This is a genomic window from Pseudidiomarina andamanensis, assembly GCF_009734345.1.
Taxonomy (GTDB): Bacteria; Pseudomonadota; Gammaproteobacteria; order Enterobacterales; family Alteromonadaceae; genus Pseudidiomarina; species Pseudidiomarina andamanensis.
Window position 1 is genome coordinate 1,812,094 of sequence record NZ_CP032551.1, and the last position, 12,215, is coordinate 1,824,308.

14 protein-coding genes are annotated in these 12,215 nt (G+C 46.1%); 3 read left to right on the forward strand and 11 right to left on the reverse strand.

What is annotated here, in order from left to right; translation table 11 throughout:
• Positions 1-21 precede the first annotated feature (21 nt).
• The 6 genes from D3795_RS08540 to D3795_RS08565 all read right to left on the reverse strand — a co-directional run bounded on the left by D3795_RS08540 (position 22) and on the right by D3795_RS08565 (position 6,807).
• Positions 22-1,431, reverse strand: coding sequence for a glycosyltransferase family 2 protein (locus D3795_RS08540; protein WP_156267910.1), 1,410 nt, complete (start codon positions 1,429-1,431; stop codon positions 22-24).
• On the reverse strand, positions 1,418-2,500 hold the full coding sequence (locus D3795_RS08545; protein WP_156267912.1) for a HEAT repeat domain-containing protein: 1,083 nt from the start codon (positions 2,498-2,500) through the stop codon (positions 1,418-1,420). The genes D3795_RS08540 and D3795_RS08545 overlap by 14 nt, the downstream gene beginning before the upstream one ends.
• On the reverse strand, positions 2,481-3,254 hold the full coding sequence (locus tag D3795_RS08550) for a YaiO family outer membrane beta-barrel protein (protein ID WP_156267914.1): 774 nt from the start codon (positions 3,252-3,254) through the stop codon (positions 2,481-2,483). Before D3795_RS08550 ends, D3795_RS08545 begins: the two co-directional genes overlap by 20 nt.
• Positions 3,251-3,646: a response regulator transcription factor gene (locus tag D3795_RS08555; RefSeq protein WP_156267916.1), complete on the reverse strand. Its 396-nt coding sequence runs from the start codon at positions 3,644-3,646 to the stop codon at positions 3,251-3,253. Before D3795_RS08555 ends, D3795_RS08550 begins: the two co-directional genes overlap by 4 nt.
• Positions 3,647-3,725: 79 nt before the next feature.
• Positions 3,726-6,293: an EAL domain-containing protein gene (locus D3795_RS08560; protein ID WP_156267918.1), complete on the reverse strand. Its 2,568-nt coding sequence runs from the start codon at positions 6,291-6,293 to the stop codon at positions 3,726-3,728.
• 52 nt (positions 6,294-6,345) lie between these two features.
• Entirely contained in the window at positions 6,346-6,807 is a 462-nt protein-coding gene (locus D3795_RS08565) for a methyltransferase family protein (RefSeq protein ID WP_156267920.1), read from the reverse strand.
• 47 nt (positions 6,808-6,854) lie between these two features.
• Between D3795_RS08565 and D3795_RS08570 the strand changes: the two genes are divergently transcribed.
• Positions 6,855-7,421 carry a gamma-glutamylcyclotransferase gene (locus D3795_RS08570; RefSeq protein WP_156267922.1) on the forward strand — a complete coding sequence of 189 codons (567 nt, stop codon included), beginning with the start codon at positions 6,855-6,857 and terminating at the stop codon, positions 7,419-7,421.
• Here the strand turns inward: D3795_RS08570 and D3795_RS08575 are convergent.
• Genes D3795_RS08575 through D3795_RS08590 form a run of 4 tightly spaced genes read right to left on the reverse strand, consistent with a single transcriptional unit; the run spans position 7,418 to position 10,328 of the window.
• Positions 7,418-7,894: a hotdog fold domain-containing protein gene (locus D3795_RS08575; protein WP_173021010.1), complete on the reverse strand. Its 477-nt coding sequence runs from the start codon at positions 7,892-7,894 to the stop codon at positions 7,418-7,420. The two genes, D3795_RS08570 and D3795_RS08575, sit on opposite strands and share 4 nt — an antisense overlap.
• 14 nt (positions 7,895-7,908) lie before the next feature.
• Positions 7,909-8,847: a phospholipase A gene (locus D3795_RS08580; protein ID WP_156267926.1), complete on the reverse strand. Its 939-nt coding sequence runs from the start codon at positions 8,845-8,847 to the stop codon at positions 7,909-7,911.
• Positions 8,834-9,868 (reverse strand): saccharopine dehydrogenase family protein, encoded by a 1,035-nt coding sequence (locus D3795_RS08585; RefSeq protein WP_156267928.1) that lies wholly within the window; start codon positions 9,866-9,868, stop codon positions 8,834-8,836. Before D3795_RS08585 ends, D3795_RS08580 begins: the two co-directional genes overlap by 14 nt.
• 1 nt (position 9,869) lies before the next feature.
• Positions 9,870-10,328: a YccF domain-containing protein gene (locus D3795_RS08590; protein ID WP_156267930.1), complete on the reverse strand. Its 459-nt coding sequence runs from the start codon at positions 10,326-10,328 to the stop codon at positions 9,870-9,872.
• Positions 10,329-10,458: 130 nt separating this feature from the next.
• Here D3795_RS08590 and D3795_RS08595 point away from each other — a divergent pair, with 130 nt between their 5' ends.
• Complete coding sequence (locus D3795_RS08595) at positions 10,459-10,863, forward strand: BON domain-containing protein (protein WP_156267932.1); 405 nt, start codon at positions 10,459-10,461, stop codon at positions 10,861-10,863.
• A 152-nt stretch (positions 10,864-11,015) separates the two neighbouring features.
• Entirely contained in the window at positions 11,016-11,879 is an 864-nt protein-coding gene (yghU, locus tag D3795_RS08600) for a glutathione-dependent disulfide-bond oxidoreductase (RefSeq protein ID WP_156267934.1), read from the forward strand.
• Positions 11,880-11,923: 44 nt separating this feature from the next.
• Here the strand turns inward: yghU and D3795_RS08605 are convergent, their stop codons facing one another.
• On the reverse strand, positions 11,924-12,169 hold the full coding sequence (locus D3795_RS08605; protein ID WP_092858169.1) for a GlsB/YeaQ/YmgE family stress response membrane protein: 246 nt from the start codon (positions 12,167-12,169) through the stop codon (positions 11,924-11,926).
• Positions 12,170-12,215: the final 46 nt, after the last annotated feature.

A 12,215-nucleotide genomic window follows, 5' to 3' on the forward strand; every position in this document is an offset into this window, starting at 1 on the left:
GGGAGTTAGGTCATGAAACGCCTAATTAATACTCCCAACCCGTTTCATGGCGCCCCAATGATGTTTTCGTCCACGTGCCCATTGCCAAAAGCCGCGCATACGCCACCAACTATTGAGCTGTCGGTAACCAAAGTTTTCCAAAACAGCGACCACGATAAGTTGTGCGAGTGCGCGATTTGAAGAGTAGGTTTTGAATGTCAGTTCTTCGAGTATTAACGAAAAAACGGACATTAATACACCAAATCCAAAAGCTGCGACAATAAAGGTGAGGGTAAAGCTGATACTTACCGCTCCGGTGACATAAAAGTATGCCGATAACGCATAGGCCAGTAACTCAAGTAAAGGTCCGAGCCCCTCAAACAGCAACATAAACGGATAGGCAAGCCAGCCAACGGTGCGCCCGCGCAACGAGAAAAATAACCGACTGTTGCGGGTTAAGCTTTCAAGAAGACCGCGCTGCCATCGAATTCGCTGATTTTTTAAAGTTTGTAAATCTTCCGGTGCTTCGGTCCAACAAACCGGATCAGGTATGAAAGCAATATGATACGGCTTATTCTTCTGTTGAAAGTGGCGATGTAACCTGAGCACGAGTTCCATATCTTCACCAATGGTTGCCGTTTGATAGCCACCGCAATCTAACACTGCGCGCTTTTGAAATAAGCCAAAAGCACCAGAGATAATCAACATACCGTTGAGTGGCGACCACCCCATTCGGCCGAACAAAAATGCTCGCAAGTATTCAATCACTTGGAATTTCGCAAGCCACGACTTAGGTAATCCGACTTGGGTTAGCAAGCCATGACGGACTTGTGAGCCATTCGCGATTCGAATCGAACCACCTACCGCAATCGTTTCAACACGATCAATAAAAGGTCGGACAATTCGCTGCAAACTATCTCGTTGTAAAATCGAATCGGCATCAACTGCACAAAAGAGCGGATATTTTGAAGCATTAATGCCCGCATTCAACGCATCGGCTTTTCCGCCGTTCTGTTTATCAATTACCCGTAACTGGGGATATTCCTCGGAGCGATAGACACCACGAATCGCTTGCGTTTTCAGTTGCTGACGATAGGCCTCAGTGTGCAAATGGAGATTAAATGCTTGTTGAAGATGTTTTAAGGTGTCGTCCTTTGACCCATCATTGACAACAATGACCTCATAGCGCGCATAATCAAGCTGCAAGATACTCTTCACTGAAGCGACGATACTCGCCGATTCATTGTAAGCCGGCACTAAAACCGACACAGGTGGCAACAGCGGACCATAACTTTCTGGTAAAAGCGTGTTGTCGTAATCTTCCATATAACGTCGAATCGCGCGATAGCTCATGACGTTGAGCAAGAAATAAATGGCGGTTAACCCTAAAAAGTACACAATGAATAAAAGCTGAGCGATCTCGAGCCAAGTTAAATGACTATAAGACGCCATATCGAATCTCCGTCGCGACTTGCTGCAGCATTGTTTTCGCGTACTCATCCGTTAAAGCTTCAGAGCGCTTCAACAAGGCATCAATGTCAGCGTTGGGCTGTTCGAGCAAGCCCTCGGCAGCCCGATAACGAACCCACCATGAGCTATCACACAGAAGCGTCCACAAAAGCTCGCTATCCTGCGGTTCAGCTAAGCGCGCTAGCGCAGCTGTTGCTTGTATGCGTATCGGATTGATATCGCTGCGCGCATAAACTCGAACGATTGGTAATAATTTAGGAGTCGAAATAAGGGCCAGAGTCGCAGCGACCACGTCGACATTATCCGAAAATTTATCAAGAATTTGTCGGATAAACGTTTCTGACATCGGCAACTCCATCCCTTTTATCACCCTCAGTAGATACCCTGCATGTTGCGGTGAGTTGGCCAAAATACTCTGACTAGTCGCTTCACTGAGAAGTTTTGGTGGGCATTCGCGCAAGATGGTCACGAGCCTTTCAGGCGCAATGAAATGAACGTTTTTTAACAACAAGGGTAGGGCTGTTTTTGCGTCATAGCGCATCAGCGCTCGCAGTGCCGTGAGAATAACCATACTGCTGTGGTGATCCGTCAACTCTGCCAAGCGAATGACCGCTTTGGCTGACATGTGCTGCAAATCGCCCAACGCGATACAACAGGCAATCAGATGCCGCGTATTATCCGATTTCATAACGCCTAAAATCCGCGGTTCAAACTTTAGCGTATCGGCCAGTCGTTGCAGGCCATCATCTGCATCGCCGCGCACATATTGATGCATCTGTGACCACTTCTGAATCACCCACAAAAAGATATCAATATTGGTCTTAAACTCTTTCGCGCGAATAGGATCTAATTCAATCGCTTCACGTTTATCGCAGGCTCGAAATAGAACCATTTGCCAATAATGTTTACGCTGTTCAATTTCGTCCTGGCGCTGTTGATGTTGACGTCGTAAATAGAACAACACAACCAACGTAAAAAGAACCGCAACTAGAATGAATAGCGCAATGGAAGAAATAATGGTGAACATTTGCTCAGAAGTGATAGCGAACACCAAATTGCGTCCCTATTCGGTCGTAATAATCACCTTGTTGTTGAAAGCTAAACGCCCAACGCCAATCCCAACTTTGATTCAATTCATGTAAACCGTACAACGCAATACCTTTAACGCTGGTTGCAACAATCTCATTTGCGTTGATTTTTTCGATTTCATCACCCGCATTTAATGCAACTGTCCAGTGACTGCGTTTGCGGTAGTAATAACTCAAGCTGGCTTGGTGCGACAATCCATCACCGTCGCCAGCTTGTAGCTGTTCATACCGAATTCTATAAGCCCAGCGCCAGCGATTAATATACCGCTCTAAACCTAGACTATACCCTTGGCTAGTACTACTCGACCAACTGTTACGATGCACACCAATACTGGCGATGTAGCCATTACCTAATTCACGTGATGCATAACCGTTGACACTATATTCAGGCCGCACGCGCTTTGTAGAGGAATAGGACACTTCAAGTTGGCTTTGCCAGAGTTCACTGATTCGAAAATAACTGCCGACGTACCATTCATTATCAAATTGTGAGAAGCGCTCCGTTCGTTGGTAGCGCGCATAACCCAGCCAATCGGGTGATAATTGCGTTTCGTAATTCAAATAACCAAGTGACCAATCGGTGTAATGACCACTTAGCGAATCTTGGCCAGCACCAAATTCGAATGAACTGTTGGTATCGCTACTCGCTAAAATTGGCGTCGACATGGTGACGATGAACGTCGCAACAACAAAGTTAAACCATCCAGATTTAGTCACTCCTGCGAGCTCCTCTTTATTTGCAGTAGTTTCCGAATACGCGCCTGTAACTCTTTGGGTTGAAATGGCTTAATGACATAGTCATTCGCTCCTTCATCCAACGCACTGGCAATATCATCTTCATCTTGCAGGTCCGTTAATACCAGGATCGGGATATGATTAATCTGCGTTGTACGACGAATCCAACGAAGCAGTTGACGACCGGTAATTATCGGCAATAAAAGATCAAGAATAATTAAATGATAGGAGGGGTTCTCACGAAGTTCCTTTTGGGCATAGTCGCCATCACTGACCGTCTTCACCTGATAGCCCTCTCGACTCAGCAAAAACTCTAACAACTCACGCAACGTTTGATTATTTTCAACAATCAAAATTTGTTTTGTTACCGACATCAAATAACCGCTTCCTAAATCGCTCGCATAGACTTAAAACTAGCAGAGTAGGAACGTTCGCTCAAATTTTGAAAACTTTTTAATTTTCAGAAACTAGATTAATGTTTTCGATGAGTCGTTGTTGCCATTGCGGAATTGGCGCTGGTTTACCAAACAGGTAACCTTGGAACTTTTTGCATCCGAGTGCTTTAAGGTGTTCAAGCTGCTTTTCGGTTTCTACGCCTTCAGCGATGACAGAAAAATTTAAATTTTCGCCCAAGCCTAAAATGGTTTTTATAATAATTTCGTCGTTCGCATCAGCTAACATATCACGCACAAATGATTGGTCGATTTTGAGCTGTTGTAACGGTAGTTTTTTTAAATAGGCCAACGAGGCATAGCCCGTGCCGAAATCGTCGAGCGAAAACCGTACGCCAAGGTCGCCTAATTTACACATGCGTTTAACGGTCACTTCGATATTGTCGATAAGCATACTTTCGGTGATTTCAAGCTCCAACAAACCGCGCGGCAGGCCCGCTTCGTGTAGACAATGTTCAACTTGTGCGACAAAACCACCGTGACGAAATTGTCGCGGACTAATATTCACCGCCAGCGGAATACTTTTCAACGCGTCAATTTGCTGCCAATCCCGCAATGTTCGGCAAGCTTGCTCAATCACCCAGGTGCCGATGGGAATAATTAAGCCACTGGCTTCGGCTATTGGGATAAATTCGGCAGGAGCAATCGTGCCTAAATCAGGATCGGTCCAGCGCAACAATAATTCACCTGCAATAACCTCGTTACGCGAATTGACTTGAGGTTGCAGATAGACATCAAGCTCTTGATGCTGCACCGCTTTACGCAACGCTGATTCAATCAACATACGCCGACTAATCGCTTCTTGCATGGCTGGATTGAAAAAGCGGATGGATCCACCCCCTTGTGATTTAGCCTCCGAAATTGCCAAATCCGCATTTTTGAGCAAGCCCGCAGCATCACCTTGGCTATCGGAAAACATGGTAATCCCAATACTCGCTGAGGTTGTATGCTTGATATCGCCCAGATCAAACGGTTGCGCCAAAACATCCAATATTTCGCGAGCCCAATTTCGCACTTCCATAACCGCCTGATCCGCATCTTGGCTGACATCTTCGAGAATCACCAAAAAGTCATCCGACCCTAATCTTGCGACGGTGTCGGTTTCATCAACGCGCGCGCGAATGCGTTGAGCGACTTCCTGTAACAGCTTATCGCCCGCAGCATGACCAAAGGTTTCATTAATAACCGTAAAATGGGTGAGATCAATTGCCACCAGTGCGCCTTCGTAGCCCGTACGTGCGGCACTGGTGACCGCGTGCTCCAAGTTTTGGAGCAGCAGTTTACGATTGGCGAGCCCAGTAATATTGTCGTAATACTCCAATTTGTTGAGCGATTCCTTAATATGAATATGCTCGGTAATATCTGTTGAGATTCCACAAAGAGCGTAGACCTGATCGTGGGTATCTTTTAGCGGGATTTTCACGGATAAAAAGTGTCGAACATCGCCGCTTTGTGTTGCGTTATCTTCTTCCTCTGAAACGCGCAAACCTTGCTCGATAACACGGCGATCGTTCTCGCGTAAATGTTGGCATGTTTTTTCGTCAAAAAATGCGGCATCGGTTTTGCCGATAATTTGCTGCGGTGTCGTACCTAAATAATCACAAACTTTTTTATTGGCATATTGATAACGAAGCTCGCGATCTTTAATAAAAATATAGGCTTCAACTGAATCTAAAATGGTATTGAGCTTTAACTCACTATGCGCGAGTTCAAGTGTGCGCTCATGTATTCGACGACGTAACAGGAGTGACACACCGATCACTAATAGCAAAGCACTCGCAAGCCCTATCACCAACGACCAAGGGAATGGCTCTGGTGCGCTAGGATTGGCGCGCCACTTTTTTAAAGTTTCGTACAATGGCGATTGAGGATCTTGTTGCCAATCACTCAAATATTCATCGATTTTATCGAGTACAGGTTGAAGATCAGCGCGGGTTGCGACGACAAATAATCGTGCTGGCTGGAACATGACAGGGGTTGGCTCTAAGCCTAAATCTCGAGCTTTAATATCCCCATATAAATGATTTGCGGCCACAGCTTCAGCTCGCCCATCAACGACCGCCTGAAAACCCGCATCAAACGAATCGACTGGGATTAATGTGACATTTAAGCCGAAATTTTTCGTAATGTCAGCAAGGTAGCTTTCTTGAATCGAATTATCGAGAACCGCGATTCGTACGTTATCTAAATCAAGAAGCGTGGTGACTTTTAATGTGCTCTTGCCGTACAACTGTGACCATGAGTGAAGAAAGGGGATTTCATGAAAGCGGAATGTTTCATCGCGTTTCGTACTTAAAGCAACATCCGGCATTAAATCAATGTCACCACTTTGCAGTAACGATAAACATTGATTCCAGTTACAAGGTACCGCTTCGATGCGCCAGCCTTCGCGGCTCGCGATTTGCATCAATAATTCGCCAAATATCCCGGATATTTGGTCATCTTTCACCAATATTTTGGGTGGGTTTTCATAAACCCCGACGCGCAATGTTATTGGTTGTGAGAACGCGACTTGAACCCATACAAGTACGGCGACACTCGCAACGAACAGCCCCCAAAACTTTCGCAAGTAGATAACCTTTTTTAATAAATTGAGTTAAAGATATAGCAGTGATTATCAATTAAAACCAGCGCCGAACCTTTTTTCGATAAAAGATAAATTCATCGCCAAATTTTTCCTCTAGAATGCGCTCTTCTGGAATAATCTGATAGCGATTTATGAATAAAATATAGACAACTAGCCATAACAACGCAGGCAAGCTCGCCAACCACACGCCCCAACCAGCCAAAGCTAATAAAAATCCAAGATACATCGGGTTGCGCGTGAAACGATAAATACCACTTGCCACAAGAGCACTACTGGCGTTCGGGTTCATCGGGTTTGCGGTGGTTTTCGCCTGGCGAAATGCAACAACGCCAGCGACAGCAATAAATGAACCTGCCGTCACTAAAGCAAAAGCGAGTGCTTTTGCATCTGTAAAATGCCAAGGTTCCATCGGTATCAACTTGGCTGTGAAAGCCATGAGGCCGGCAATAACGAGCACCACGACAACTGGTGGAATTTTTAACTCTAAAGTTCGCATTCCGATACTCCTTATTTATCGCTAGATTTGATACCATGAGTGGCGTTATGTCACACAATACTATTGCTTTGAATCAACAGCGTCAGCCACTAGACCACCTTGAGTCGGTCTGGTTATTTGGCTATGGCTCATTGATTTATAAAGCGGATTTCCCTTATATACAACGTCGACCTGCAAAAATTCATGGCTGGTTACGGCGTTTTTGGCAAGGTTCGCACGATCACCGCGGCACACCCGAAGCACCCGGTCGCGTCGCAACATTAATTGAAACACCTGGCGCAGTATGCGCCGGTATGGCCTATGAAGTCACGCCCGATGTGTTTGCTCACCTTGATCATCGTGAGAAAAATGGTTATCTGCGCTTTTTTACTGAGTTTGAGTGGCTCGATGGTTCGGGCTCGGTAACCGGCTTAGTTTATGTTGCAGGCCCAGATAACGACGCCTTTTTAGGCGAAGCACCGGAAACGGAAATTGCAGCCCATATTGCGCGTTCAGAAGGGCCGAGTGGACCCAACGATGAGTATTTACTGAAGCTAGCAGATGCCTTGCGTGAGCTAGGCGAACACGATGACCATGTGTTCGCCATTGAGGCGGCGCTAAAAAAGCAGGCTTAAGCTTGTTTCTTCGCCGGTTTTTCCGAAACGTAAATCGTGATGGTGCCGTCAATTACCATGGTTCCGTCGGCTCGAAAGCCTTGCACGGATACCGGTAAGTCACCAACTTGCCAAGCAGCCGGATCGCTTTTAGCTACAATTCGAATATCACTGTCAGCTTTGGCGGTGTAGTTCACCTGCATCCCTTTTGGAATCCAGCGCAGATGCTTGGGAATGGATGCTTCTGCTAATGCTCCCATTGCCATTTCTAAACCATTACACAGCGCAATGGCATGTACCGTGCCAATGTGATTTGCAACCGCCTTACGTTTTTTAAATGTCAGCACGCAATGATTCGGTTCTAAGACTTCAATGGTTGGTTTAATGGTTTTGAAATAGGGTGCTTTTGCGGCAAACATACGCGAAAAAAGCGCGCGCCCAAAAGGATACTTCAACGTTTTATGGTAAAGCTTCAACAAGTAATTATCAGTCATGATTTACGCCATTTTTAAATGTTCAGCAGCAAGAATCCAAAACCAATTCGGTTCTGACGATGATTATAGTCAAGTAATGTCTCGCCGTAGCCCGAGAAGAACTGTATATAGAAGCGCAGACCATCTGGCTTGCTTGAATTCACTGGGTGGGTGAAATCAAGTTGCCATGAGCCTTTATCCCACGAAAGCTCGCGGGTAATTCGCGTCAAACTATACGTGCTGAGTGAGCTCCGCCATGAAAAGCGATTTTCAAAGTTACCTCGGTAACGCACTAAATCTGGGTTATCATCGTCATCACCAGTTTCATTAATCCGTTGCTTCCAAGTGGTTTCCCAAATAACAGGGCCCCATTCAGCCGCACCACCGAAGTAAATGTAGTTCCAACTACGTGAATCGGGCTTGCGTTGTCCGTTCGACTCATGCGCTAAGCCAGCCTTGGCAAAACGCACTTCAGCATCACCGGGTAGAAAATCCCACGTGTCTTTCCAAGGCAGAATATAAAACACTTCTGGCTTATAGTTGGTGCTACGAAACGGTGAAGAATCTTCTGAATTCCAAGCCTGCCACAATGAAGTTTGCGAGTAAGCCACCCATAAGTCACCGTCTAACAGAAGATCTTCAAGTAGCTTGGTGCGAAGTGATAACTGCAGCTTCACCTCATTCGGCTTAGAACTCTCTAATGGCGTACCCGCACCACGTGAAGGCGAGCTCGGTTGCATGTTAATATTCGAGCTATGATGTACCGGCAGAATAAAGTTGGGATTAAATGTTCGTAACTCGAAAATGCCGCGTTTTTGCTCTTCCCCAAGCTCCCAAAAACGTCCAATCAAATCAATTTCTTTGAATGTCTCGGCGTCAATCTCTTGCTCTTGCTCAGTTTCGGACAAATCCTGTCCGTACACTAAAGGTGTCACCAGAAGTAATGCGATAAGACTCGCTTTACGCATCCACATAGTACTTCTCCACTAGGTCTGCGCCACACAGTAACGACGGCGTGTAATAACCACCTTGCGGCGATTGCGCCATAATGAATTGTGCGACATCCACACCACCGTAACTCGTGAGTTTGTAGCCATTCATTACTTTAATACGCAGCGTTTGCACTTCGCCTTTATCATTTTTGGCCTCACCCCAAACATACGTAATGGCCTGCTCAAGTTGCTTGTCGCTTGGCCCGGGTGGCTGCTGCTCAATTTTCTTCTCAAGAAATTTTTTCATAAATTCAAAACGCAGCAGCCAACGGAACCAATTCAAACGTTTTAATTTTTTCACAAGGTTTGGCGACGCTGGAATATACACTTCAATGTTAGGAATGCCGCTGGTGTAATAAGCCGTTGAGACATCACCCCAAGGGATTGTCATGGCGAATTTCTCACCGTTTCCAAAATCTATATAGCGGGTGTGATAAGCCAATGGCACGCTGGTGATCTTGCCATCTTGGCGAACTGCACCGCCTTCGCCTAACCGACGAACACTCGTTTTAGCCGTACCGCGACTCATGCGCGAAGCAGAATCAAAGCCAAGAGTCAGTGATGTCGCATCGGGTAGTTGTTGCTTAAGCTTTGCTGCCACACAGTCAGTTGGAATAACGTCAAAACCCACGCCTGGACATAACACCACGCCTGCATCTAACGCTCGTTGATGTTGTGCGTGTGCATATTCAAATACGCCCAACTCACCGGTGATATCGGTGTAGTGGGTTTTGCTGGCAAGACACGCTTCAATCATCGGCGCTGCGGTGACTTCAAACGGACCGGCGCAGTGCACCACGACATCAATGTCCGCTAATGCTTGCTGGAGCGCCTGAGTATCAGTTAAATCAACCACAACCGATGGTAATTCAAGCTCGCCAGCAAGACGGTGAATGGCTTCGCTATTACGCCCTGCAAGTACTGGTGTTAACCCTTGGGCTTTGGCGTGTTTTGCCATGAGTGTGCCGGTGTAGCCATTGGCACCATAAATCATCCATTTCATATCATTTCTCTCGCATTTTTGTTACGGCGCTGGTGGCATTATGCATACGTGCCGCAGCAGCTACTTCTTTGCTGACAATGGTTTTCCCGACTGGAGATAACGCCACGCCAGCCAGCTTTAAGTGCTGAATGCCGAACGGAATACCAATAATGGTAATAAATAAGGCAATGGCTGATACGAGGTGCCCTAACGCCAACCACCAACCGAGGAAAACAAACCACAGTACATTCCCGAGACAGCCAAGGCTACCCGTGCCGAGATCGCCTCGCTGGGTTAACTCTTCGCGGTCAATGGCTTCTTGACCAAATGGGAAAAATGAGAACATGCCAATAACGAAACACGAACGACCCCATGGAATTCCAACGATAGTGATAAATGCGATTAAACCTGCGAACCACCAGCCCAGCCCCATGATGGCACCGCCCAATATAAACCACAGAATATTTCCTAATGTACGCATGTTGAATGTCCTTTTACGCGCAAAATGTACCAGATAGCCTCAGTGTAAATCGCAAAAGGTTTGTAAACCACCTCGAAATTTTTTCTGGCTTAACTATGTTAGTAAGTAACATCAAAACAGGAGGTTGATTATGAAAACTTTACAGGCATTGATTTTGGCATCATTGGCAACCGTTTCGTTGACCGCTTGCTCACAACAAGAGCAAGAAGATACGCGTGAAAAGGCGCAATCGTCACTGGAACAAGCCACTGAAGCCACTAAACAGGCGGCTGGCGACGCAGCAGATTTTGCTCGTGAAACCGCCGAACGCACTGGCGACTTTTTAAGTGACAGTGCCATCACAGCGCGCGTGAAAACGGCATTATTTGAAGCTGACCAAGTCAGTGCCGGAAACATTAATGTCGAGACCATCAACGGCCATGTTGTACTTAGCGGGGTTGTCGCAACATCTGAAGAAGCCGACCTTGCTGTGCAACTTGCACAAGGCGTTGAAGGTGTGAAATCAGTAGAAAATGATATTGAAGTGCAAGAATAACCTTGAGCTCTGATAGCTAAGACGGCGCTCTCGGGCGCCGTTTTTTTTCTAAACATGAATCACGATATGACTTATGCCAAAGTCGAATAATCCAAACCGTGCTGGTATGCGTTACACTCTTTATAGCAACGTTTTTTATCAAGGAGCAACGCATGTCGAATACTTATACCCCACCAAAAGTTTGGCAGTGGGATCAAGAAAGTGGCGGTAAGTTTGCCTCAATTAATCGACCAATTGCTGGCGCAACGCATGACAAAGAGCTGCCTGTAGGAAAACACCCGCTACAACTTTACTCATTGGCCACCCCTAATGGCGTGAAAGTAACGGTGATGTTAGAGGAACTACTCGAACTTGGTATCACTGAAGCTGAATACGATGCGCATTTGGTACAAATTCTAGAAGGTGACCAATTCAGCAGTGGTTTTGTTGCCGTCAATCCGAATTCAAAAATCCCTGCGTTGCTCGATGTGAGCACCCAGCCACCGAAGCGCGTTTTCGAATCGGGTTCCATCTTGCTGTATTTGGCAGAAAAATTTAATGCGTTCATACCTAACGAGCCCGCGAATCGAACCGAAACATTAAATTGGTTGTTCTGGCAAATGGGTAGTGCGCCACTGCTAGGCGGTGGATTCGGCCACTTTTATGCCTATGCGCCGGAGAAGTACGAGTATCCGATTAACCGCTACACCATGGAAATTAAACGCCAACTGGATGTATTAGACCGCCAATTGGCGGAAAATACCTACATTGCTGGTGACGAATACACCATTGCCGACATGGCAATATGGCCTTGGTACGGCGCACTAGTAACTAATCAAGTGTATGATGCAGCCGAGTTTATTGAAGCGCATAAGTACAAAAATGTTCTGCGTTGGGCAGAATTAATTGCCAAGCGTCCAGCAGTACAGCGCGGACGTATTGTCAATAAAACCTGGGGTGACTTAAATAAGCAGTTACATGAACGACATGATGCCAGTGACTTTAAATTGAGAACGCAGGATAAATTAGAGAAATAATAGAGAGAAGAGCCGCGCTACAATGCGCGGCTTTTTGGTACTAACTAAGCTTTCTTAAAGGCGCGAACAATAAAGAGTAAGACCACAGCGCCAATCGTGGCGACAACGATACTCCAGATGATACCGCCACCGCTCGATACCCCTAAAAAGTTAAACAGAAAACCACCTATCATCGCACCAATTACGCCGATAACCATGTTGCCGATGAGACCAAAGCCGCCGCCTTTCACTAACGTGCCTGCAAGCCATCCGGCAATGATACCGACCAATAAGAACCATAAAATGCCCATGATCATCTCCTTTTTCTTGTTTTAACAGGTTCTTAGTAAGCGTAGC